The organism is Photorhabdus cinerea, assembly GCF_011189575.1.
GTDB classification, from domain to species: domain Bacteria; phylum Pseudomonadota; class Gammaproteobacteria; order Enterobacterales; family Enterobacteriaceae; genus Photorhabdus; species Photorhabdus cinerea.
Genome location: NZ_PUJW01000019.1, coordinates 48,126 through 73,764 on the forward strand (window position 1 = coordinate 48,126; position 25,639 = coordinate 73,764).

A 25,639-nucleotide genomic window follows, 5' to 3' on the forward strand; every position below is an offset into this window, starting at 1 on the left:
TCCATAGGGTATAGCTTAATCACATTGAATGGTTTTGTTTGTTATTAATAATCTCTCAATAACAACCTTATTGAGGTTTGAAATCAAGCGGCGCGTTTTTAAACGCTTCGTAAACCTCTTTGCTTGGCGGTTTCGGAATTTTCGCTTGTTTAGCCGCCGCTACCGCCGCTTGACACAACGCCTGATCACCCCCCTCTGACTTTACATCAATTAACAAGCCATCAGGAGCAAGTTTAATCCGTAATGTACAGGTACGCCCACGATACATGCTTGGATCGTAAAACTTATTCTGTATCGCTATCTGGATCTGCCCCAGATAGTTATTAATGTCGGCATTTGAAGCGCCACTTTTCTTGCCGCCACCTTTACCTGCAGCAGAAGCCCCTCCTTGCTGTTTCGGTGCATTGGAAGTTAAGCCACCCAGTAAGTCATCAACTTCACTTGTCTGTTTAGCGGCTTGCGCAGCCGCTTTTTTCTTGGCGTCAGCTTCGGCCTTGACTTTAGCCTTTGCATCTGCTTCCGCCTTAGCTTTTGCTTCTTCTGCCGCTTTTTGTTTAGCCACAGCCGCTTCAGCTTCTTTTTTAGCTTCAGCCTCGGCTTTCTCCTGCATTTCAGACTGCTCTTTAATCAGCCTTTCTTTTTCAGCTTTAGCTTTGGCCGCCGCTTCTTCTGCCAGTTTTTGCTCTTCACGGGCTTTTTTCGCTGCTTCCTCAGCTTGCTTTTTCTGTTCTGCCGCAGCCTGTTGCGCTTTAATTCGTTCTTCTTCTACCGCTTTCAGACGCTCCTGCTCTTCCGCCTGTTTTTCTCTTAATTCAGTTGCTTGCTGCTCCGCTTTCTTCTTGCGTAACTCTTCTGCACGTTTAGCATCAGCCTGTTGTTGCTGTTGCTGATTGTACTGTTGTACTACCGCATTCGGATCGACCATAACAGCATCAATAACAGAACCATCCTGTCCGCCGCCGCCCATTTCGGTTTTTTGCGTCAGGGAACCCCAAATAAGCAACCCTATCAAAATGATATGTAATACAACCGAAACGATAACGGCGCGATTTAGCTTATTGTTTTGTTCGCTTGTCTTTCCCACGCTCGATATCCAAAACTTTAAATGACAGCAATAATTCCGGCCAAACTCAGATAGGCTGAGTCATTAAGCCAACGGATTTCACACCTGCCCGATGCAACATATTCAATGCCTTAATAATCTCATCGTAAGGCACCTCTTTTGAACCACCAATCAAAAAAACGGTCTTCGGGTTCTCTTTTATCCGCGCCTGTGCTTCTGCAATAATCTGCGGCTCAGGTAATAATTCCAATCGTTCATGGTTAACCACCATGGTGTACTGACCAACACCAGAAACTTCCACTATTACCGGTGGGTTGTCCGAACTGGAAACCGTTTTGGAATCTACCGCATCGGGTAGATCAACTTCTACGCTTTGAGTGATAATCGGTGCTGTTGCCATAAAAATAAGCAATAGAACCAGCAACACGTCCAGTAAGGGAACGATATTGATTTCGGATTTCAGCTCACGCTTGCGACTACGAGTACGCGCCATAGCCTCTCCCCTTACTATTTGTTCTCAGCTTTATTTTCAACAGCGAAAGCTTGACGATGCAAAATAGCCAGAAACTCTTCCATAAAGTTATCGTAATTTTGCTCCAGCTTATTAACACGTTGATTCAGGCGGTTGTATGCCATAACTGCCGGAATCGCCGCAAACAGACCAATCGCCGTTGCAATCAACGCTTCCGCAATACCCGGTGCTACCATCTGAAGAGTGGCCTGTTTTACCGCACCTAACGCGATAAATGCATGCATAATTCCCCAAACCGTACCAAACAAACCGATATATGGGCTTATTGAGCCAACCGTACCCAAGAATGGAATATGGCTTTCCAACGTTTCTAATTCACGGTTCATAGAAATACGCATTGCACGTGAAGCCCCTGTTACCACCGCTTCTGGTACATGATTATTTGCATGGTGCAAACGGGCAAATTCTTTGAAACCAGAATAAAAGATTTGTTCCGTTCCACCTAATGAATCTCGACGCGACTGACTTTCCTTATACAAGCGTGATAATTCAATACCCGACCAGAATTTGTCCTCAAATGCTTCCGCTTCACGAGTTGCAGCATTGAGAATTTTGGTCCTTTGAATAATGATTGCCCATGAAGCAATGGAAAAGCAGATCAAAATAAGCATGATCAGCTGTACCAAAAGGCCCGCCTTCAGGAATAAATCAAGAATATTCATGTCAGTCACTGCTTAAACTCCGAGACAATAGACTTTGGAAACGCAATCGGCTTCATTTGAGAGGTATTCACGCAAGCAACTAACACTTCTGCGCTGTTAAGAACTTTTCCGTTACTATCAACAATCCGTTGAATAAATGTCAAAGATGCTCTACGAATATCCGTAATTTCACTCTGAACCTCCAACAGATCATCAAGCCGGGCCGGAGCATGGTAATCAACCACTATCCGCCGAACAACAAATGCAATTTGTTCATCAAGTAAATGCAGTTGATGAATGCCATGCTGGCGTAGCATCTCTGTACGTGCTCTTTCATAAAAGGCAACATAACGGGCGTTATAAACTACCCCACCAGCATCTGTATCTTCGTAATAAACACGGACGGGCCAACGGAATAACGTATTACTCACTTTCAATCCTATATAAGGCGAATTAACGCTGCCACTATACTCAAGACAATGCGGCTTTGGAATAATGTGCCAATAAAAATTTTATGGGCTAAATAACCCATAATATGCAGAGCTGGCTAACAGAAGAGTTGATATACCTGTTATCTTTCAAGTTGCCTCTTTGTTGGCGGCACTCACTCACCCCGGTCACAGAGTTATCTATGCTCCCGGGGATTCGCTCCCTGGCCGTCGCGATGCATCTTGAAATCTATTGGGTATAAGCCCCAAATCAAAATTAAAAATGCCGGCAGAGGGCAGAAAAAGATACGCCAGACGATACTTCTTGGACGAAAACCTATCCCGAAAGTAACACCTGTGCATACAGCCCATATCAGCAAAATACCTTGCCAAATGTGCAATGAGCTAGTATTGGCTGCAAAACATGCTGGCCCCCAAAATACACAAGAAGCAAGCACTAATGCCAGAATAAGGATAAGGCCCTTTACAGAGCCTTTATCCATCAACATTACTTTTCGCCATTTTCAGCAGTTTTTTCTGCTTCACTATGTTCAAGTGCTAAAGCAGCAATTATAGCGAAACTACAAGCCAAGAGTGTTCCGAGAATCCAAGCAAAATACCACATGCTCTATGCTCCTTAGTACAGTGAGTGTTTATTATTTTCAATAAAACTTTTGTCCAACCGCCCGAACATTTTGTAGTAACACCAAATGGTATACCCCAGAATGATTGGCACAAAAATCAATGCAACCACAAACATAACGCGCAGTGTCATCAAGCTTGAAGTCGCGTCCCACATTGTCAGGCTGACATTAGGATCGATGATTGATGGCATCACAAATGGGAACATCGTCACGCCGCAGGTCAAAATGATGCAAGCAACTGTCAGTGAAGAGAACAGGAAAGCCCATCCCGCTTTATTCATACGGGTCATCAGCATAGTCAGCAAAGGAGAGACAACACCCAAGGCTGGTAAAGCCCACAACCACGAATAATTATTGAAGTTAGTCAACCAGGCACCAGCCTGATGGGAAACTTCTTTATGTAACGGATTAGACTGAGCCATAGTATCCAGACCACCCGTCACAACATAACCATCGATACCATAAATCAGCCATACACCTGCTAACAGGAAAGCCACCATAGTCACCAGCGCACATATATATGTTGCCACACGAGAGCGTAGACGCAGCTCACCGGTAGTACGCATTTGCAGATAAGTTGCGCCCTGAGTCACAATCATCATCAGGCTGATCACCCCCGCCAATAGGCCATACGGGTTCAGCAATCCAAAAAAGGAGCCGGCATAGAACAAACGTAACTGGGAATCAACGTTAAACGGCACGCCTTGCAACAGGTTCCCGAATGCGACACCGATAACCAATGGCGGCACAAAACTGCCAACAAATATTGCCCAATCCCACATGTTACGCCACTTGCGACTTTCCAGTTTTGAACGGTAATCAAAACCAACCGGGCGAAAGAATAATGCGGATAACACCAGAATCATGGCAACATAGAAGCCTGAAAACGCAGCGGCATAAACCATTGGCCATGCTGCAAACAGTGCTCCACCGGCAGTAATTAGCCAAACCTGATTACCATCCCAGTGTGGTGCCACTGAGTTAATCATGATGCGGCGCTCAGTATCATTTTTACCAATGATCCGTAACAGGATGCCTACCCCCATGTCAAAACCATCAGTTACTGCAAAACCGATTAGCAACACACCAATCAGCAGCCACCATATAAATCGTAATACTTCATAATCAAACATAAGTGGACTCCCGTTTTACTGAGCATCATATGCTGAAGTTGTTTTCTGTTCAAAGTGGTAACGGCCAGTATTCAGACTGCTTGGACCACGACGTGCGAATTTGAACATCAAAAACATTTCTGCGATCAGGAACAAGGTGTAAAGACCACAAATCAGTGCCATCGAGAATAGGATATCGCTGGCTGCCAGGTTAGAACTCGCTACAGCAGTTGGCAAAACCTCGCCAATTGCCCAAGGCTGACGGCCATATTCAGCAACAAACCAACCAGCCTCTATGGCGATCCATGGCAGTGGGATACTGTACAGCGCTACGCGCAGTAACCATTTTTGCTTACCAATACGGCCACGGATAACACTCCAGAATGCCAGACCAATCAACAGTAACATCAGGAAACCGGCTGCAACCATAATGCGGAATGCAAAATACAGTGGAGCAACGCGAGGAATGGAATCTTTCGCAGCAGCTTTGATTTGCTCTTCGCTGGCATCAGTCACTTTGCTGGTATAGCGTTTCAGCAACATGCCATACCCAAGGTCTTGTTTGTTTTCATTGAATGCAGTACGAACCGTCGGGTCTGTATTACCTTCACGCAATTCTTCTAACAATGCATAAGCTTTTATACCATTACGAATCCGCAGCTCATGCTGATCCATGAGATCACGCAAACCAATTACCGGGGTATCAACGGAACGGGTAGCAATCAACCCCATAAGATAAGGGATCTGGATTGCATATTTATTTTCCATTTTGTCCTGATCCGGGATACCTATCAGTGTAAAGGCAGCTGGCGGGGGCTGAGTTTCCCATTCGGCTTCAATTGCCGCCAGCTTAGTTTTCTGTACGTCCCCCATTTCGTAACCAGATTCGTCACCCAGCACAATAACGGACAGCACAGCGGCAATACCAAAACTTGCGGCAATTGCAAATGAACGTTTAGCGAATGGAATATCACGGCCTTTAAGCAAGTAGTAAGAGCTGACACCAAGAACAAAGATAGCTCCCGTCACATAACCTGCCGCAACGGTATGCACAAATTTCACCTGAGCAACCGGGTTCAGTACCAGTTCAGAGAAACTCACCATTTCCATACGCATGGTTTCAAAGTTGAAATCAGAAGCAATCGGGTTTTGCATCCAACCGTTAGCCACCAGAATCCAAAGTGCGGAAAAGTTAGATCCTAATGCAACCAACCAGGTTACTGCCAAGTGCTGCTTTTTACTGAGACGATCCCAACCGAAGAAGAACAAACCTACGAATGTGGATTCCAGAAAGAACGCCATCAGACCTTCGATTGCCAGAGGGGCACCAAAAATGTCACCGACGTAATGAGAGAAGTATGACCAGTTAGTTCCAAACTGAAACTCCATGGTCAACCCTGTTGCAACACCCAGAGCAAAGTTAATACCAAATAACTTGCCCCAGAATTTTGTCATATCTTTGTAAATTTGTTTACCGGAAAGCACATATACCGTTTCCATAATCGCCAGCAAAAACGCCATACCGAGCGTTAGTGGAACGAACAGGAAGTGATACATTGCAGTTAAGGCAAACTGTAATCGTGACAGTTCGACAATATCAAACATCTTGACTCCTTGCTCCTAGCAGAAAGGCATCGACTTGCAGCAACCAGGCTTTGTAATAAGAACCTTAATTTCAAGGCGCTAAGACAAAAGCCTTATAACTACCAGCAATAAATGCCTCTAAAATAACAACTCATTACCAAGTGAATTAAAAACATAATTAGACTAATAGTATAGTACGCTTATATTCCCATACAATAAATAGGTTTTACGTGATTCAAATTAGAATTCCGAATATGGATCAACAATTTCGGTTATTGCTTAATGGAAAAGAATTTGATCAAGATCAATTTAAGCAAATTTAAAAAATAATGCTATAGGTAATAACCTGATTTTAGTCACTTATTTCTGGTTAGTGTTAACTACTTTGTCTATTATTTCATTTTGGTTGGCATATTGTTAATAATTTGTTTATTTAGATAAATATTGATTTCTATATTGCTGTGAAATGACTTTTAAAATTAACTTTCTATTTTCATCCTTAAGAAAATATTATTATTAGCGTTACATTGGCAGTGAAAGCGCCACTGTTTGGCTGTCACTCAGATAACATAATGACACGCAGCTCGAGAACTAAACTTCCCTCTTACAATAGATCTCTTCAAACTGAGTGAAACGACTTAGTATCTTAAGTTACATAGCCCAACAATAATTGTGTAAAAATATTTTACACAACAGAAAAACTGCGCGTACCAGCAGGTAATGACCAAAATGCCTTTCTTCCGGCTCCCGCAGACTGGCTTTTCCAGGCTCACGCTAGTCACCACCATAACTGAGATGCAGTAGGAAGCTGAAAAAACGTTGCTGGACTGGAAAAGGTATTTGGTATTACTAAGTCGGGCTGATGTTTCTTTGGCATCAAACATTAAATGAGTAATTATTTTTCTGGTCATGTAATACAAAATCAAATTTTTCACTGTAAATTAATTATTAGATAACACGGATATTATTGAGGATGGCTTACAATAAGAAGTTGAGAGAGAAAACAATAGTTTTATAATATTGAATTTTTCAGTTTTACCAATTAACTAAAAATAGTTAATCCTTTAAGTTATAAGAACATTTAATTATTAATCAACTGAACTAGACTGTAATTGATGTGAATTATTGAAGTATTTTTTCAATAATTCAATATGTTGATTATAAAAGAATGTTATTTTACTTAAGGATTATTTATGAATCAAAAAAATGATTTTAAAGCTTTTTCTTTCGGCAAGAATGCTAATGCGTTGAGCCAAGTAAATTATGAAATTAATGAAAATTTACAAGATGGGATTCCACAAGGTGACATTATCCCTCACATTCACTTGTTAAATAAGGTATTACGTCAGTCGTCAACCATATCATCTGTGGTAGCTGATTTTATTGCGACACAATCTAGTGAAGATGTTCTGGATGATGGCGATAGAGATAAACTCACCGTGCAGTTAAATAAAGCGTTAGAAAAAGTCACCACAGCAAAAATTCCCAATGCCTCATTAACACAAAAGGGGATTGTTCAACTAACAAATGAGATTAGCAATAATGACACATTGGCAGTGACGCCGAAGCTTGTTCAGGAAAGAATAGATTTATTGAGTAAAAATATTAATGATAAAGTACCCAACACCCGGAAAATAAATGGAAAAGTGTTGACTGAGGATATTACTATTAATGCTGAGGATGTAGGAGCGATATCAACAGATAATGTAATACATTCAATGAAACACGGTGATCTGGATGAATTAGAAAATCTACGTAATGGTTGTTGCGGATTTAACCCCTTAGCGTCGTTCCTGACTAAATATGGGCTGCCACGTGGCAATGGTGGTGTTCAGTTAAGAATTAGCAATATGAATGGTATATCAAACGAGGAGGAAGACGATGTATGGAGCCACAGGCTGATTTTCACCCATTTTGGCGATACATATCGTACAGATCATATAAATGAATATTATAAACTTACACGTAAATTTTGGGACGATATTAACGCCAAACCAGATTATCACGGATACCTCAAAGCAGTTTCCCCGAGAGTAGAAATCTATCCTGATGGCACATCCTCAACTAACGAAGAATCAGCGGGGGCAGAAGTGACGAAAGAAGGAACAGGTATATACCGCATATCAAATATCTCAGGCTATAATGCTGATGAATCTTGGGGTGTGCATGGCGGTATTTCTGTTCCCCAAAATAATAATAATCTTGAATTGATTTTCGTTGATGATCATATCCAACCTGATGGTTCTATTATCATTGAAGTCTGTCACCGCCAACATTCGCATTTACCTGAGAAATTTCAGAACTGGCGACTCAAATCTGTTGATGATAATGGCAAACAGGTGTTCTACCAAGATGGGGAGCCATGTGATATTCCTGAACATTGCCGTTTAGATATTTGTGTCCAAATGCCAGAAGATTCACTCTGGAACTTGAAACGAAACAAGTTACAGGAAGAAATCGAGAGTACCCGCGTTTCTGACGATAAATTGTAGTAATACAGGGCCATATGGCCCTGTATCTTATTTTTATTCGAATTAAAAGATCGGTAGCTGAAATTCAGCATCATTCCATATTCTTTTCATGCCAATCGTGAATGATATAACAGTGCAATTTACAGCTTATCAAGGGTTCCTATGGATAGGAATGGAACTTTACCGATACGAAACAATATTATGGTCATTGTTATACTCGGCTCCATGATCTATCGAAAGTACAGATACAATATCGACCTGCCACAGTGCAAAATATAAGGAAGTGACTCTGCTGATAGCACTTTTTTATCTACATATCCACCGGGTATCGTCTTCTCTGACGAATGAAGTTAAAAAAATCTTGCAAGGAAAATAGTGGGGATTTGTTCACAATTTGACGTGAGAAACTTGACAATTATTTACAAAGGACTATTAATTATAATACCATCTTTATTTAGTATCCGTTTAATCCTATAATACCAAAATGTTACATATATATTCTTACAACTATTTGTCTAACTAAAGGAGTTATTATGCATCTTTATCCTTACTCATAACTTTCAATATGAAATTACAACATTAATTCACTATTAGTTTAAGATTCAGTGAATAGTAACGCTCTAATATTATATTTATACACAGAGAATATCATATAAAACATGTATTATTCATGGTTTACAAACCCTCTATTATTTCATGGAATAAAATTATGACTCTATATAACAGAATATTTATTTTCTTCATCATGATGTTTGCCCCTATAATATCTAGCTTTGCGGATACCGAAATTAAGTTATCTGACGAGGAAAGTCAGGCTATATCTCAGCTATTAGAAAAGATTGAACCTAATAAACCGACACCGATCGATTTAACTCAACTGGAAAATGAGAAAGGATATATTGCATTATTACATTCCCATGGTATTACAAAACAGAAACATCCTGATATCTTTGAAGATATCGAGCTTATGAAAGAAAACCAAAAGACAATGTTTGGACGTGGAGAACTACTTGAAATAAAAAGCTCAAATGCAAAGCCAGAAGATTATTTTGGTCAGCCTACAATATTAATTTCTGATAGCTCCAAATCAATTTCCGCTGAAGTTCTTGGTTCCCTATATTTTCCTGGTTCTAATATTTTAAACAGTAATACAATTAAAACTGACGTTAGCACTATATCATTACAGGGTGGCGTCACAATTTATGGCACAGACAAAAAAAGTGGAAAACTTAAACACTTAACCAACTCCCCATTCAAACTGGCAGAAAACAAGGAGACAAGGGACTTTTTAACACACACCAAAGAATATAATATTGTTAAATTAGAAAAATTTAGTAATCTTAAACCTGTTGCTGTTTTTCAAGGGAAAAGAAATGGGAGACCTATCCCTCCCGGACCAGTAGTCACTCGGTCAAATATACTGACAGACCCTGAAGATATTACTCAATACTTTCAGCCTTACAATATGAATAACACAGCACCAACTCATGTAAAGAATCCAAAAGATCAACCGGTAATCGTTTGCTTAAATAGAGCAAACCCTGAAAAAGGGACGCCTAGTCAATGCGATTATGGTCCAATGTTAAAACCAAATACTCAGACAACAATCAATCTGGAAATAATAGGTGATGTTACATTCAAAAACCCTATCGCGATTGATGAAAAGGGAAAACCTACAGAATTTCAAGGTATAAAACCACATGCAAATCTGACACTGATCGGTCTTGATACTGGCGGCGCATGTAAATTAGCAAGAGGTATAGATGAAGATATATTTTGGAAACACACAAAAGTCAATAATGATCTTCAAGGTAATAATACAAATTTATCATGGGATTTTTCCAAAAAGACAGGTTACGCTGATTTTGGACCAATATGCTGGCCGAATAACGAAAGATATGTACTAGACCTACAAGTTACTGTTGCAACAATTCAAGGTGATACTCCATTTTCTAGCCAATTTACTTATACCAATAACCCCGGTCATGTGAAGAACGAGTCACAACACATTTATCCCCCCATTCAAATCCAATATGGTTGCATTGCAGAAGGCACATTAATAGATATGGCTGACGGTTCAAAGTGGAAAGTCGAAAATATACGCCCAGGTGATAAAGTTTTAACAAAACAAGGTGGTATCTTACAAGTAAAAAGCCGTATTGTAGGTCACGATACTGAATTTGTTGATTTAATTTACAATAATGGTGAACAGGTTTCACTGACTCCAACACATCCTGTCTCAACATTACAGGGAATAGTAAAAGCCGAAGACCTTAAGGACGGTGATACAATACATACACGTGAGGGTCAGACTACCCTTACCTCAGTTAAACAGAGAAAATCAGAACCATCAAACGTGTATAATTTTGTCTTAGAAAAAACGGATAGCCAAAATGAATTATTACCTGAAGATGCTGTGCTTTTTGCCGGTGGCATTTTGGTCGGTGATAATAACCTGCAAAGAAAAGTATCGATATCAAATTAATCTCTCAGATTAATGACAAAGTGCTGGCTTTTTAGTCAGCACTAATTTCTAAATAGCGCATTTGGGTTATTTTTTATGATTGAGAATGAAATCCAGCCAACGCAAAACGGCCATTATGAAAAATGTTCTGACCCCATTTTCCCTTATGGTCAATTTGATCACCCACAGATGCGCTATTGTGCCCCTATTGCACCGAATAACCTCCTACATCCAGAGGTAAAACCCACAAAACCGCGACATGCAACGCTATCTTCTTGGTATTTCTGGCTATTACAGCCAACAGACACGGTATCTGGACTTTCAGAAAGCCTAGGAAACGAGCATAACGGTGCCCATGATGCGGCTTCGCATCCGCAAGATCTGTTCTATCGTCTCCTTTCGCCGGGCGTACTTCTTTATTGCCCACAGCGTCAACCGGGTTTCTCTAAAATGAAAGCCAGAAGAATAGTGCAATAGCACTTAATAAAGTGAAATAAAGAGCCCCACGAGAAAAATAGTGGTATTTGTTAACAATCTGACATGAGAAACTTGACAATCTTTTACAAAGAACTATTAATTATATAAACGATTATAGCGCCACCTTTAGTATCTATTCTTCCTATACTGTAAAAATATTATATATATCTTTACAACTTTTTATATAACCAAAGGAGGGAGTGATGATGCATCTTTATTATTCATCTTACTCATAATGTCGAACGTGAATTAAAGATATTAACAAATTATCAGTTTAAAGCAGTAATGCGTTAATATTATATTGACTCAATAATAAAACACATGTAACTAATTCCTTACAAAACCTATATTTTTTTACAGGATAAAATTATGACTCTATACAACAGAGTATTTGTCTTTTTCATCATGCTATTTTCCCCCATAATATCATGCTTTGCTGATACCCAAATTAAGTTATCTGCCGAAGAAAGCCAGGCTATGTCTCAGCTCTTAAATAGTCTTGAACCAAATAAACCTACATTAATCGATTTAACACAACCGCAAAATGAAAAAGGATATATCGCATTATTAAAGTCCCATAAAATTACAAAACAGACACATCCTAATATTTTTGAAGATATCAAAACTATGAAAGTGCACCAAAATGCATTACTTAAGAATGGACAGCGACTTGAAATACAAGATTCACTTACAAAGCCAAAAAATTATCTTAGTCATCCTAGAATAATATTCTTCAAAAATTCCAAATCAATTTCAGCTACTGTTTTTGCTTCCCTATATTTTCCTGGTTCTAATATTTTAAACAGCAATACAATTGAAACTAACGCTGGAGAGACAACGTTACAGGGCGGCCTCTCAATTGTTAGCTCTGACAACCGGGATGTTAAAACACTACATGTATCCGTACAAGGAAATACAAAAAATAATGGGGTACGGAACTTTGTATTATCCACCCAAAAATATAATCTTGCTACCTCTGGACAACATGATAATACGTATCAAGCTATTTCTTTTTTCCAAGGGAAAATAAATGGGATACCACTCAATAACGCGCCAATAGTAGAGAAGTCACTGCCGCTGCAAGACCTTGAAAATTCTTTTGACAACTTTTTTCCTGACAGAATGGAGAGCAAAGCGCCAACTCATGTAAATAATCCAGAAACGCAACCGGTAATCGTTTGCTTAAATAAAGCAACCCCTGAACCAGGAGATTCTAATAAATGCGATTACGGCCCTACGTCGCCAGGTAAGCCAACAATCAAGCTGGAAATAATAGGTAATGTCACATTCAAGAACCCTATCGCCATTGATAAACATGGGAAACCTACAGCAGCTCAAGGGATTTCACCAGCAATAGATCTGACGCTGGTCGGTCTCGATACTGGCGGCGCATGTAAATTCGCAAGAGATATAGATGAAAATACATTTTGGCAACATAAAAAAGTCAATAAAGATAGTCCCAAAGACAATAAAACAAATTTATCATGGGATTTTTCCAAAAACACAAGTTACGCTGATTTTGGACCAATATGCTGGCCGAATAACGAAAGATATGTACTAGACCTACAAGCTACTATTGTAACAGTGCAAGATGATAACGCATTTCCTGTCCTATTTTCTTATACCAATAACCCCGGTAGTGAGAAGAGCGCGTCACAACTCATTTATCCACCTATTCAAATCCAATATGAATAGTCAAAGCCGAAGACCTTAAGGACGGTGATACAATACATACACGTGAGGGTCAGACTACCCTTACTTCAGTTAAACAGAGAAAATCGGAACCATCAAACGTATATAATTTTGTCTTAGAAAAAACAGATAGTCAAAATGAATTATTACCTGAAGATGCTGTGCTTTTTGCCGGTGGCATTTTGGTCGGTGATAATAATCTGCAAAGAAAAGTGTCGATATCAAATTAATCTCTCAGATTAATGACAAAGTGCTGGCTTTTTTAGTCAGCACTAATTTATAAATAGCGCATTTGTATTATTTTTGTCGCTGGGAATAAAATCCGATTAATACAAATTTGACATGATAAGCTTGACAATTTAAAAAAAACATTAATTATAATACCATCTTTATCCTGTTACATATATATCATTACAATCATTTATCTAGCTGAGGAATTATTATGCATCTTTACTATTACTCTGACTTATAACCTTCAAGGTTAACTTACAATATTATCACACTATCTGTTTAAAATTCAGTGGATAGTTAGGCTTTAATATTATATTGATATACCATGAATATCATATAAACATATATTATTCATGGCTTACAAACTCTCTATTATTTCATGGAATAAAATTATGACTCTATATAACAGAATATTTATTTTTTTCATCATGATGTTTGCCCCAATAATATCCAGCTTTGCGAATACCGAAATTGAGTTATCTACTGAGGACAGTCAGGTTATATCTCAGCTATTAAAGAACATTGAGCCTAATAATCCTACAGTGATCGATTTAACTCAACCGAAAAATGAGAAAGGATATATTGCATTATTACAATCCCATAGTATTACAAAGCAGAAAAATCCTGATATTTTTGAAAATATCGAGACTATAAAAGCACACCAAAAGGCAATATTTGAGCGTGGAGAATGGCTTGAAATAAAAGATTCGCTTACAGAACCAGCAAATTATTTTAGTAATCCCAGAATAGTATTTTCCGAAGATTCCAAATCAATTTCAGCTGAAACTTTTGGTTCCCTGTATCTTCCTGATTCCAATACTTTAAGCCAAGAGTCGCTACAAATTTCCCTCTCAATTCTTGGCAAAGATAAAAAGGGGAATATTAAAATAATCACATCCACAATCAAAGAAAATATAAGAAACACTGATTTACGGTACTTTCTAATATCCACTAACAAATATAATCTTGTTAACTTGAAGCAATTTGATTCTATTCAGGTTGTTGCTAGTGTCTGGGGGAAAAAGAACGGGAAACTTCTCACTAATGGACCAGTATTAATTGTGTCAAATACATTGACAGACTTTGACGATCCTTTGCAATACTTTCAGCCTTACAAGATGAATAACATAGCACCAACTCATGTAAAAAACCCATTAACAAAACCAGTAATCGTTTGCTTAAATAGAGCAAACCCTGAACCAGGAGCTCCTAGTCAATGCGATTATGGCCCAACATCACCCGGTAATCCAACAATCAAGCTGGAAATAGCAGGTAATGTTACATTCAATAACCCTATCAAAACTGATACAATCGGAAAGCCTGAAAAATATGCAGGAGAGAAATCATATGTAGATCTGGTTCTGATCGGTCTTGATACTGGAGGTGCATGTAAATTAAGTAGAGATATAAATGACAATACATTTTGGAAACATACAAAAGTCAATAATGATCCTGCCAAAGGTGTTAATACAAATTTATCATGGGATTTTTCCAAAAACACAGGTTACGCTGATTTCGGACCAATATGCTGGAAAAATAACGAAAGATATGTACTAACCTTATCGGCTAATATTGTAACGACTAAAGGTGATAAAGTATTTTTTGTCCCGTTTACTTATACCAATGATCCCTATGCTAATAAGGAAGATAATAAATCCCCCTCACTATTCATCTATCCACCTATTCAAATCCAATATTGAAATCCAATGGAGAAAATCAATCGGCAAAGATGGATTATGAAATTTCCGATGCTGAAAAACTATTTTTAACAGGCTTTTTTAACGATCTGAGGCCACTTTACAGTGGCCTCATAGATAAGCATTTCTTATCAGTACTTACTTGCCAGCGAGTAAATCCTTCACTGCATCACCGATGTCTGCCAGACTGCGAACCGTCTTCACGCCAGCGGCTTCCAGAGCCGCAAATTTTTCATCTGCGGTTCCTTTACCCCCCGCGATAATCGCACCAGCATGACCCATACGCTTACCTTTTGGTGCAGTTACACCCGCGATATAAGCAACAACCGGTTTAGTGACGTGCTGCTTAATATAAGCTGCCGCTTCTTCTTCCGCATTACCACCGATTTCACCAATCATTACGATGGCTTCGGTTTGCGGATCTTCCTGGAACAATTTCAGGATATCAATGAAGTTAGAACCGGGAATTGGGTCACCACCGATACCAACGCAGGTAGATTGTCCTAAACCTGCATCAGTCGTCTGTTTTACTGCTTCATAAGTCAATGTACCTGAACGGGAAACGATACCGACTTTACCCGCCTGATGAATGTGGCCCGGCATAATACCGATCTTACATTCATCCGGTGTGATCACACCCGGACAGTTAGGGCCGATCATACGAACGCCTGCTTTATCCAGCTTCACTTTAACCGTTAGCATATCCAGCGTCGGGATACCTTCAGTAATCGTGATGATCAGTTTGATACCTGCGTCGATAGCTTCCAGAATGGAGTCTTTACAGAAAGGCGCAGGAACATAGATAACAGAAGCCGTTGCCCCTGTTGCTTCCACCGCTTCACGAACGGTATTGAAAACAGGTAATCCCAGATGCTCAGTACCGCCCTTACCCGGCGTTACTCCACCAACCATTTGGGTGCCATAGGCAATCGCTTGTTCTGAATGGAAAGTACCTTGGCTGCCGGTAAAACCTTGACAGATAACTTTGGTGTTTTTATCGATTAAAATAGACATTATTTTGCCCCCACTGCTGCTACTGCTTGCTTAGCTGCGTCTGTCAGGCTGGTTGCCGCAATGATATTTAAACCACTGTCAGCCAGTTTTTTCGCTCCCAGCTCAGCATTATTCCCTTCCAAACGAACAACGACCGGTACGTGAACACCAACTTCTTCCACTGCACCAATAATACCGTCAGCAATCAGGTCACAACGGACAATACCACCAAAGATGTTAACCAATACCGCTTTCACATTTTTATCTGACAGAATGATTTTAAACGCTTCTGTAACACGTTCTTTGGTTGCGCCACCACCTACATCAAGGAAGTTTGCTGGTGCACCACCATGCAATTTAACGATATCCATCGTACCCATTGCCAGGCCCGCACCGTTGACCATGCAACCAATGTTGCCATCCAGTGCGACATAGTTCAGTTCCCACTGTGCCGCCTGAGCTTCACGCGGATCTTCCTGAGATGGGTCATGCATTTCACGCAGTTCAGCCTGACGGAACAGTGCGTTGCCATCAGCGCCTAGTTTGCCATCCAGACAAATCAGATCACCTTGAGTCGTGATAACCAATGGGTTAATTTCAACCAGAGCCAAATCGCGCTCTAGGAACAGGTTTGCCAATCCTAAGAAAATTTTGGTGAACTGACTAATTTGTTTACCGGTTAAACCCAGTTTAAATGCCAGTTCGCGCCCTTGATAAGGCATAGGGCCAGCCAGTGGGTCAATGATGGCTTTATGAATCAGTTCCGGGGTTTCTTCCGCAACTTTTTCAATTTCAACGCCACCTTCAGTAGAGGCCATGAACACTACACGACGCGTACCACGATCAACTACAGCACCGAGATACAGCTCCTTCGCAATATCAGTTGCCCCCTCGACCAGAATCTGGTGAATAGGCTGTCCTTGCGCATCTGTTTGGTAAGTGACCAGACGTTTGCCCAGCCATTGTTCAGCGAAAGCGCGAATTTCTTCCTTACTGTTAACCACTTTCACGCCGCCCGCTTTACCGCGACCGCCAGCGTGAACCTGACACTTAACCACCCAAGGGCCAGCGCCGATTTTAGATGCAGCTTCTTCTGCTTCACGCGGTGTCGTGCAGGCATAACCAGCCGGAGCGGGTAAACCATACCGTGCAAAAAGCTGTTTTGCCTGATACTCGTGTAAATTCATGATGTTCTATCCATAGTTAGTCTGAGAAGAGCAAATTAGCAAATTGCTCCCTTATTTTTTTGTTGCTCTGGATATAGCCAATCTCTAAAGATTGGCTGTTCATATACATTTGTTTACTTCAGACCGGGCAGATATTAGCGCGTATCTGCCCTATTATGTTGCTATACGTCCAACAGCAAACGTGCGGGATCTTCCAGCATTTCTTTGATGGTCACCAGGAAGCCTACAGACTCACGTCCATCGATCAGACGGTGGTCATAAGACAGTGCCAGATACATCATAGGAAGGATCACTACTTGACCATCAACCGCCATTGGCCGATCTTTAATGGCATGCATACCAAGAATCGCACTCTGTGGTGGGTTAATGATTGGTGTAGACATTAAGGAGCCGAATACACCGCCATTGGTAATCGTGAAATTACCGCCGGTCAGCTCTTCTACGGTCAATTTGCCGTCGCGGCCTTTAATTGCCAGCTCTTTAATGCGTTTTTCAAGATCAGCCATGCTCAACGCATCCGCATCACGCAATACTGGCGTTACCAGCCCACGCGGTGTAGATACTGCAATACTGATGTCGAAATAATTGTGATAAACCACATCAGTGCCATCAATAGAAGCGTTCACTTCCGGATAGCGTTTCAATGCTTCAACCACAGCTTTTACATAGAAAGACATAAAGCCCAAGCGCACACCATGACGTTTTTCAAACGCATCACCGTACTGTTTACGCATATCCTGAATTGGCTTCATGTTAACTTCGTTGAACGTTGTCAACATCGCAGTGTTGTTTTTTGCTTCCAGCAGACGTTCAGCCACACGCTTACGCAGGCGAGTCATTGGAACACGTTTTTCGCTGCGGTGCGGCAACAGAGAATTCTGGACAGAAACCGGGGCTTCTACTGGCTTATTACCCGCTTTTTCGTTATCAGCCATGTGTTTTTCCACATCTTCGCGGACAATACGCCCACCAACACCACTGCCTTTAATCGCTTTGGCATCAAGATCATGCTCTGCAATCAGACGGCGAACCGCCGGGCTGAGTGCGTCGTTGCTCTCGTCTTCCAAACCCGCAGTCTGGCGTTTAGCCAAAGTTGCTTCCGTTTTTTCTTTGACTTCTGTCAGCTTACCAGTGCTATCGCCCAAACGGATACGACCAAGAAGCTGACTGGACAGAACGGTTGCATCTTTCACTTCCAAAATGGCTTCTAAAACACCGGCTTCACTGGCAGGCACTTCCAGTACCACTTTATCCGTTTCGATTTCAACCAGCACTTCATCACGTTCAACACGGTCACCCTCTTTTTTGTGCCAGACTGCAACAGTGGCATCAGCAACAGACTCGGGCAAAACAGGAACCAGAATATCTACGCTACTCATTTTCTATCCTTTATTTATTCGACGTTCAGTGCGTCATTAACCAGCTCTTGCTGTTGTTGCTGGTGAACTGACGTATATCCAACTGCCGGAGAAGCAGACGCAGGACGACCTGCATAACGTAAAGAAGCCCCGAACGGGATCACTTCACGGAAGTTGTGCTGACTGCAATACCAGGCCCCTTGGTTTAATGGCTCTTCCTGGCACCAGACAAAATCGTGCACATGGGCGTACTGTTCCAGTGCTGACTGAACATCCTGATGAGGGAATGGATACAGTTGTTCAACACGTACAATAGCGACATCGGTTTGTTCATTTTTGCGGCGTTGTTCTAGCAGGTCGTAGTAAACTTTACCCGCACAGAGCACAACCCGTTTAACGTCTTTAGGATCTAGCTCATCAGCTTCACCGATAACGGTCTGGAATTTACCATTAGCCAGCTCATCCAAGCTGGAAATAGCCAATGGATGGCGCAACAGTGATTTCGGTGACATAACAATCAATGGACGACGCATACCGCGCAGAGCCTGACGGCGGAGCATGTGGTAGACCTGCGCCGGCGTTGACGGCACACAAACCTGCATGTTCTGTTCTGCACACAGTTGCAAATAACGTTCCAGACGAGCGGAAGAGTGTTCAGGCCCCTGACCTTCATAGCCATGAGGTAGCAACATAACCAAGCCACACATACGACCCCATTTCTGCTCACCAGAGCTGATGAACTGGTCAATAACAACCTGTGCTCCGTTAGCGAAATCACCAAACTGTGCTTCCCAGATTGTTAAAGCGCGGGGTTCTGTTGTCGCATAGCCATACTCAAACGCCAGAACCGCTTCTTCAGACAAAACAGAATCCCATACATTGAACGCACCCTGACCGTTATGAACGTTCGCCAGAGGCACATAAACAGAACCGTTGGTCTGATTATGAATAACAGCATGACGATGGAAGAAAGTACCACGGCCCGCGTCCTCACCGGACAAACGCACCGGAACACCTTCATCAACCAAAGTCGCGTAGGCTAAATTTTCTGCCCCACCCCAATCGAACAATTTATCGCCGTTAGCCATCTCTGCGCGGTCATTATAGATTTTCACCACGCGGGAGTGCATTTCCACTTCTTCCGGGACAGAGCTGATACGTCTGCCCAGATCCTGCAAACGCTTAATATCGACTTTATATGGATATTCTTCATCCCAATCATGATTAAGATAAGGCTCCCATGTAAATGAGTGCAGCCCCATTGAACGCCACTCTTCAACGACACAGTCACCACGGTCAAGAGCATCACGATACAGATTAACCATTTCAGTCACATCATCGACTGATATCAACTTCTCAGTAACCAGCTTGTCAGCGTAGATTTTACGCGGCGTTGGGTGTTTCTTAATTTTCTGATACATCATTGGCTGAGTCGCACTTGGCTCATCAGCTTCGTTATGACCATGACGGCGGTAACATACCAGATCGATCATCACGTCACGTTTAAAGGCATTACGGAAATCCAGAGCCAGACGGGTAACGAATGCCACCGCTTCTGGATCGTCTGCATTAACGTGGAAAATCGGCGTCTGTACCATTTTGATGATATCGGTACAATATTGTGTTGAACGGGCATCTTTCGGATTAGACGTTGTGAAACCAATCTGGTTGTTGATAACAATACGAATCGTACCACCCACTTCATAACCACGGGCCTGAGACATGTTCAGGGTTTCCTGCACAACGCCCTGACCGGTAACGGCAGCATCCCCGTGGATAGTGATTGGCAACACCATATTGCTGCAACCTTCATCCAGACGATCACGGCGGGCGCGTACTGAACCAATAACCACAGGGCTGACAATCTCAAGGTGAGATGGGTTAAATGCCAGTGCCAAATGAACCTTAGCGCCCTCGGTGGCAAAATCAGACGAGAAACCCTGATGGTATTTCACGTCGCCGGTACCAAGGTGCTCTTTATGCTTACCGGCAAACTCATCGAACAGATCAGCCGGTTTTTTACCTAAGATATTAACCAGAACGTTGAGGCGACCACGATGAGCCATCCCCATCACAACTTCCCGTGTATCGTGCTTACCCGCATGACGGATAAGATCCTTCAACATGGGGACCAGTGCGTCACCACCTTCAAGAGAGAAACGTTTCGCTCCCGGAAACTTCGCGCCAAGATAACGTTCCAAACCTTCAGCTGCCGTCAGTTCCGCCAGAAAACGCTGTTTTTCCTCTGCGCTGAACTGAGAACTGACGGTAACAGATTCCAGACGCTGCTGAATCCAACGTTTTTCTTCCGTATTCGTGATGTGCATGTATTCAGCACCAATAGAACCGCAATAAGTGCGTTTCAGTGCTTCATACAAATCCGCCAACTTCATCGTTTCTTTGCCGAGAGCAAAAGAACCTACGTTAAATGTTTCTGCAAAATCAGCTTCCGTCAGATTATGGAAAGCAGGATCTAAATCAGGAACACTATCCTGCTTCCATAATCCCAACGGGTCAAGATTGGCATTTTGATGACCGCGGAAACGGAATGCGTTGATGAGCTGCAAAACTTTAACTTGTTTTGCATCCATTGCCGGATCGCTGACAGAGGAGTGATAACGCGTAGTATCTTTCGCAAGGCGGCGGAAGTAATCACGCGTCTGCGAGTGGAGTTGTTCACCGTTTAGTCCCGCATTCGACAATTGTTGGAAAATTTCTTTCCAACTTGCATCAACGGAGTTTGGATCGGTTATATAGTCTTCATAGACTTGCTCTATGTAAGACTGGTTTGAACCAGCTAAGAAGCTCGAATCTAGCCAGTCCTTCATTGCGCCGTTCTGCATTGTGATCCCTTAAGCTTTAAAAGCTTTAGTTTTCGCCGTGGTTAACTTACCGCTTAAGTGCGGTATCGATAAAAGGTTCATTCGGACGTGCTTTATGCATGTTCTATTTTGGGTTTCGGAACCCTTCAAGGAACCTTTAAAAACCATTTAACGGTTTTTAAAGGTTCCTTGCCTCAAAGCTTTAGTCATCATTAGCAGTTGGCAACTCACAATTCTCAATTCTCAATTCTTTGTGCCCTCCGCAGATAAACTTCACGGAGGGCGGGCCAATTATGCGCTATGTTTTAACAACATAGACTTAATATGGCCGATAGCTTTTGTCGGATTCAGCCCTTTAGGGCACACACTGACACAGTTCATGATGCTATGGCAGCGGAAAACACTGAAAGCATCATTCAGATTATCTAATCGTGAATCTGTTTCAGTATCACGGCTGTCGATCAGGAAGCGATACGCTGCCAGCAAGCCCGCAGGTCCGATAAACTTATCAGGATTCCACCAAAATGACGGACAAGACGTTGAACAACATGCACACAGAATACACTCGTACAGACCATCCAGTTTTTCTCTTTGTGCAGGTGACTGTAAGTGCTCACGAGCCGGCGGGTTTTTACCATCATTCAGCAAATATGGGCGAATTTTCTCATATTGTGCATAAAACTGTCCCATATCTACAATCAGGTCACGGATAACCGGTAAACCTGGCAGAGGACGGATAACAATTTTCTTGCGACCACGCCGCAAAGCCGAAACAGGTGTAATACAGGCCAGACCATTTTTACCATTCATGTTAAGGCCATCAGAACCACAAACACCTTCACGGCAAGAACGACGAAAAGAGAGTGTCGGGTCCTGCTCTTTAAGCTGGATTAATGCATCCAGCAACATCATGTCACGCCCTTCTTCTGCTTCCAGCATGTAATCCTGCATACGAGGAGCGCTGTCAACATCCGGGTTGTAACGATAAATCGAAAATTCAAGTTTCATAATCTATTCCTCCGCAACTGGATTATTCAGCAACTCATTAGTAAGTACGCGCTTTCGGCGGGAATGCTTCACGCAGTTTTGGCTGCATGTTGACATTACGACGAGTCATTGTTTCAGTTTGCGGTAGATAGAGGGTATGACATAACCAGTTCGCATCATCACGATCCGGATAGTCGAAACGGCTGTGAGCACCCCGACTCTCAGTACGGAAATTAGCAGTAACAGCTGTAGAAAATGCCGTTTCCATCAGGTTATCAAGCTCTAAACACTCAATACGCTGGGTGTTAAACTCTGATGAAGTATCATCCAAACGCGCACTCTTCAGACGTTCACGGATAACTTTCAGCTCTTCCAAACCTTTCGCCATTGCATCACCTTCACGGAATACAGAGAAGTTGTTCTGCATACAAGCCTGCAAATCTTTACGAATTTTAACTGGATCTTCACCAGTACGGGTATTATTCCAACGGTTCAGACGTTGCATTGATACCTCAATATCAGATTCGCTGGCTTCGCGGCTGGTACCCTGTTCCATCAAAGACTCTTTCAGGTGCAAACCGGCAGAACGGCCAAACACCACTAAGTCCAACAGTGAGTTACCACCCAAACGGTTTGCGCCATGAACCGATACACAGGCAATTTCACCCACAGCGAACAAGCCCGGAATAACGACATCTTCGCCTTTCTCGTTAATAGTCAGCGCTTGACCGGTAACTTTAGTCGGGATTCCTCCCATCATATAGTGACAAGTTGGAATAACCGGAATAGGTTCTTTTACCGGATCAACGTGAGCAAAAGTGCGGGACAGTTCGAGAATGCCCGGCAGACGAGACTCCAACACCTCTTTGCCCAAATGATCCAGTTTTAGCTTAGCATGAGGCCCCCAAGGACCTTCACAACCACGGCCTTCGCGGATTTCGATCATAATGGAACGCGCGACCACATCACGACCAGCCAGATCTTTGGCGTTTGGCGCGTAACGCTCCATAAAGCGTTCGCCATCCTTATTGAGTAAATAACCACCTTCACCCCGGCAACCTTCTGTCACCAGAACACCCGCTCCTGCAATACCGGTTGGGTGGAATTGCCACATTTCCATATCCTGTACCGGTACACCTGCACGCAGCGCCATACCTACACCATCACCGGTATTAATGTGAGCGTTAGTTGTAGATTGATAAATACGGCCAGCACCGCCTGTTGCTAAAATAGTCGCCTTCGCCTTGAAATAAACGACTTCGCCAGTTTCAATATTGATAGCAGTGCAACCAACAATACTGCCATCCTGATTTTTAACCAGATCCAACGAATACCATTCAGAAAAAATAGTGGTGTGATTTTTTAAGTTCTGCTGATACAGGGTGTGCAACAGTGCATGACCGGTTCGGTCTGCGGCTGCGGCTGTACGTGCGGCCTGTTCACCACCAAAGTTTTTTGACTGGCCACCGAATGGACGCTGATAAATACGACCATCATCTAGACGAGAGAATGGCAATCCCATGTGTTCCAGTTCCAGAATTGCCTCTGGACCGGTCTTACACATGTATTCAATCGCATCCTGGTCACCGATATAGTCAGAACCTTTCACCGTGTCATACATGTGCCATTCCCAGTTATCTTCGTGGGAGTTACCCAACGCAACAGTGATACCACCCTGCGCGGATACTGTATGAGAACGGGTTGGGAATACTTTAGAAATCAAAGCACAAGATAATCCCATTTGTGAAATTTGCAGCGCGGCACGCATACCTGCCCCACCTGCACCAATAACGACTGCGTCAAACTCTCTTACTGGCAGTTTCATCTATACACCCCACACCACAATTGTTCCGTAAATTAAGTAAGCCATAAGTGCAACGACAATCGCCAGTTGCAACACCAAACGCAGTGCCAGCGGCTTTACATAGTCAGTTAGTACTTGCCACATACCAATCCAAGCGTGAGCCAGAATGGAAAACAGCGCCAGCACAGTGGAGACTTTAGTGATGGATGAGGAAAAGAAACCCCGCCAGACTTCATAAGTGATATCCGACGTTACAGCAACAAAGCCCAAAATATAGATAACATATAGAACAATAATGATTGCGGACGCGCGCAACAATAACCAATCATGGATACCCGTGCGACCCAATGCAGATGCGTTACTTACCATACCAGTACTCCAGCCAGAATCGACAAGATAACGGCAAGCGCGATTGCCACTTTGGCAGAAGCACTACCGACCGCTAAGTTTTCTTCCAAATAGCCGAAATCCATCAGCAAGTGGCGGATACCACCACAAATATGGTAAGCCAGTGCAGTCAGAATACCCCACACAATAAACTTAGCAAAAAAGCTCGTCATAATATCGGCGGCTTGCTGAAAACCTTCTTGCGAGGAAAGAGACATCCCTAACAACCAGAGGAGAATTCCTACTGCTATGAAAGTGATGACGCCAGAGACACGGTGCAAGATAGAGGCTACTGCAGAGACTGGGAAGTGTATCGTCTGCAAATCAAGGTTGACAGGTCTTTGTTTTTTCACAATTTTGCCCACACAGCTCTTTTATTATTTTCCTTCCTCCGGACCTGGGCGGAAATCAGACAGCGATAAGGGGATACAAAGACACAACATTTAATCAAACGTGTAGATCCTTCATGTTAAAAAATGTTGTGATTTGGTTACGCTGGGTGCTCCTACATCAGGGTAATCCGGAGACCTAGCGGCAGTATATGTGCTTCACATTATTATTACAATTCCAACACAATATGATTAGCTACATTTCCACTGAACAGTGATTAAGATCACGATTCAAACATATTGCACGAAATTAATTATCTTGTTTGACAAACTTTAAACATTTATCTTACATATATGGTTGAAAACACTTTTGAGATTGATTTCCGATAAGAGGAAAGACTTCCCGAAAAGCTAAAGTTATGTAACTGTGTAGTCCGCACAAATCATAATGGTTTTTGTAGTCAATGCATAAAACATAACACACAAAAACTCGCTAACAATCTAAAAATCATTGTTGCCCGGGGTAAAATTTCAGCCTTAAATGTGATATTAGCCTGATTTCAAATTTTCTCCGGTAGCACAATGCCAGGAAGGCACAGTACAAGAACCTATTCCAATAGGCATCATTGGCGTAGGCCATTCTGGTCAATAAATATTAAGGGCGCAGCCGCATGCAGAAACCAGAATATGCACGGCAGTATGTGAGAAGCGATTCATTGATAAATCGCTCACTTGC

General features: G+C 42.1%; 21 protein-coding genes and 1 pseudogene. 5 read left to right on the top strand and 17 right to left on the bottom strand.

Annotated features, from left to right (window positions below):
- Nucleotides 1-67: 67 nt before the first annotated feature.
- The 8 genes from tolA to cydA all read right to left on the bottom strand — a co-directional run bounded on the left by tolA (nucleotide 68) and on the right by cydA (nucleotide 6,025).
- Nucleotides 68-1,084 carry a cell envelope integrity protein TolA gene (gene tolA / locus C5469_RS17190; RefSeq protein WP_166309316.1) on the bottom strand — a complete coding sequence of 339 codons (1,017 nt, stop codon included), beginning with the start codon at nucleotides 1,082-1,084 and terminating at the stop codon, nucleotides 68-70.
- Between the two features lie 46 nt (nucleotides 1,085-1,130).
- Nucleotides 1,131-1,556: a colicin uptake protein TolR gene (tolR, locus tag C5469_RS17195; protein ID WP_015835089.1), complete on the bottom strand. Its 426-nt coding sequence runs from the start codon at nucleotides 1,554-1,556 to the stop codon at nucleotides 1,131-1,133.
- 14 nt (nucleotides 1,557-1,570) lie between these two features.
- Nucleotides 1,571-2,266, bottom strand: a complete 696-nt coding sequence (gene tolQ / locus C5469_RS17200; protein WP_054481037.1) for a Tol-Pal system protein TolQ — start codon at nucleotides 2,264-2,266, stop codon at nucleotides 1,571-1,573.
- Nucleotides 2,263-2,667 carry a tol-pal system-associated acyl-CoA thioesterase gene (gene ybgC / locus C5469_RS17205; RefSeq protein WP_166309319.1) on the bottom strand — a complete coding sequence of 135 codons (405 nt, stop codon included), beginning with the start codon at nucleotides 2,665-2,667 and terminating at the stop codon, nucleotides 2,263-2,265. Before ybgC ends, tolQ begins: the two co-directional genes overlap by 4 nt.
- Nucleotides 2,668-2,861: 194 nt before the next feature.
- Nucleotides 2,862-3,173 (bottom strand): cyd operon protein YbgE, encoded by a 312-nt coding sequence (ybgE, locus tag C5469_RS17210; protein WP_166309322.1) that lies wholly within the window; start codon nucleotides 3,171-3,173, stop codon nucleotides 2,862-2,864.
- On the bottom strand, nucleotides 3,173-3,289 hold the full coding sequence (cydX, locus tag C5469_RS17215) for a cytochrome bd-I oxidase subunit CydX (protein WP_166309325.1): 117 nt from the start codon (nucleotides 3,287-3,289) through the stop codon (nucleotides 3,173-3,175). Before cydX ends, ybgE begins: the two co-directional genes overlap by 1 nt.
- Before the next feature lie 12 nt (nucleotides 3,290-3,301).
- Nucleotides 3,302-4,441 carry a cytochrome d ubiquinol oxidase subunit II gene (gene cydB / locus C5469_RS17220; protein WP_166309328.1) on the bottom strand — a complete coding sequence of 380 codons (1,140 nt, stop codon included), beginning with the start codon at nucleotides 4,439-4,441 and terminating at the stop codon, nucleotides 3,302-3,304.
- Nucleotides 4,442-4,456: 15 nt separating this feature from the next.
- The gene (cydA, locus tag C5469_RS17225) at nucleotides 4,457-6,025 is read right to left on the bottom strand and encodes a cytochrome ubiquinol oxidase subunit I (RefSeq protein WP_166309331.1); all 1,569 of its coding nucleotides are present in this window, start codon (nucleotides 6,023-6,025) and stop codon (nucleotides 4,457-4,459) included.
- 798 nt (nucleotides 6,026-6,823) lie between these two features.
- On the opposite strand from cydA, the gene C5469_RS23705 reads away from it, so the two are divergent.
- From C5469_RS23705 to C5469_RS17240, 3 genes are all read left to right on the top strand, one after another.
- Nucleotides 6,824-6,895: a tail fiber assembly protein gene (locus tag C5469_RS23705; protein WP_278249772.1), complete on the top strand. Its 72-nt coding sequence runs from the start codon at nucleotides 6,824-6,826 to the stop codon at nucleotides 6,893-6,895.
- 302 nt (nucleotides 6,896-7,197) lie between these two features.
- Nucleotides 7,198-8,496, top strand: coding sequence for a phage tail protein (locus C5469_RS17235; RefSeq protein ID WP_166309334.1), 1,299 nt, complete (start codon nucleotides 7,198-7,200; stop codon nucleotides 8,494-8,496).
- A 688-nt stretch (nucleotides 8,497-9,184) separates the two neighbouring features.
- Nucleotides 9,185-10,960, top strand: coding sequence for a Hint domain-containing protein (locus C5469_RS17240; RefSeq protein WP_242689508.1), 1,776 nt, complete (start codon nucleotides 9,185-9,187; stop codon nucleotides 10,958-10,960).
- 204 nt (nucleotides 10,961-11,164) lie between these two features.
- Here the strand turns inward: C5469_RS17240 and C5469_RS23710 are convergent.
- Nucleotides 11,165-11,383, bottom strand: a pseudogene (locus C5469_RS23710) (transposase); the annotation flags it as partial.
- Between the two features lie 402 nt (nucleotides 11,384-11,785).
- Here C5469_RS23710 and C5469_RS17250 point away from each other — a divergent pair.
- Complete coding sequence (locus C5469_RS17250; protein WP_242689509.1) at nucleotides 11,786-13,111, top strand: hypothetical protein; 1,326 nt, start codon at nucleotides 11,786-11,788, stop codon at nucleotides 13,109-13,111.
- A 620-nt stretch (nucleotides 13,112-13,731) separates the two neighbouring features.
- Entirely contained in the window at nucleotides 13,732-15,039 is a 1,308-nt protein-coding gene (locus C5469_RS17255; RefSeq protein WP_166309343.1) for a hypothetical protein, read from the top strand.
- Nucleotides 15,040-15,174: 135 nt separating this feature from the next.
- On the opposite strand, the gene sucD is transcribed toward C5469_RS17255, so the two are convergent.
- The 8 genes from sucD to sdhC form a co-directional block, all read right to left on the bottom strand.
- Complete coding sequence (gene sucD / locus C5469_RS17260; RefSeq protein WP_166309346.1) at nucleotides 15,175-16,050, bottom strand: succinate--CoA ligase subunit alpha; 876 nt, start codon at nucleotides 16,048-16,050, stop codon at nucleotides 15,175-15,177.
- Nucleotides 16,050-17,216 (bottom strand): ADP-forming succinate--CoA ligase subunit beta, encoded by a 1,167-nt coding sequence (gene sucC / locus C5469_RS17265; protein WP_166309349.1) that lies wholly within the window; start codon nucleotides 17,214-17,216, stop codon nucleotides 16,050-16,052. The genes sucD and sucC overlap by 1 nt, the downstream gene beginning before the upstream one ends.
- Nucleotides 17,217-17,377: 161 nt before the next feature.
- Entirely contained in the window at nucleotides 17,378-18,595 is a 1,218-nt protein-coding gene (gene odhB / locus C5469_RS17270) for a 2-oxoglutarate dehydrogenase complex dihydrolipoyllysine-residue succinyltransferase (RefSeq protein WP_166309352.1), read from the bottom strand.
- Nucleotides 18,596-18,609: 14 nt separating this feature from the next.
- Nucleotides 18,610-21,417, bottom strand: coding sequence for a 2-oxoglutarate dehydrogenase E1 component (gene sucA, locus C5469_RS17275; protein ID WP_166309355.1), 2,808 nt, complete (start codon nucleotides 21,415-21,417; stop codon nucleotides 18,610-18,612).
- A 270-nt stretch (nucleotides 21,418-21,687) separates the two neighbouring features.
- Nucleotides 21,688-22,404, bottom strand: coding sequence for a succinate dehydrogenase iron-sulfur subunit (locus C5469_RS17280; protein WP_166309358.1), 717 nt, complete (start codon nucleotides 22,402-22,404; stop codon nucleotides 21,688-21,690).
- 37 nt (nucleotides 22,405-22,441) lie between these two features.
- Entirely contained in the window at nucleotides 22,442-24,208 is a 1,767-nt protein-coding gene (sdhA, locus tag C5469_RS17285) for a succinate dehydrogenase flavoprotein subunit (protein WP_166309361.1), read from the bottom strand.
- A complete protein-coding gene (gene sdhD, locus C5469_RS17290; RefSeq protein WP_166309363.1) occupies nucleotides 24,209-24,556 on the bottom strand; it encodes a succinate dehydrogenase membrane anchor subunit in 348 nt (115 codons plus the stop codon).
- Nucleotides 24,550-24,939, bottom strand: a complete 390-nt coding sequence (sdhC, locus tag C5469_RS17295) for a succinate dehydrogenase cytochrome b556 subunit (RefSeq protein WP_166309365.1) — start codon at nucleotides 24,937-24,939, stop codon at nucleotides 24,550-24,552. The genes sdhD and sdhC overlap by 7 nt, the downstream gene beginning before the upstream one ends.
- Between the last annotated feature and the right edge of the window lie 700 nt (nucleotides 24,940-25,639).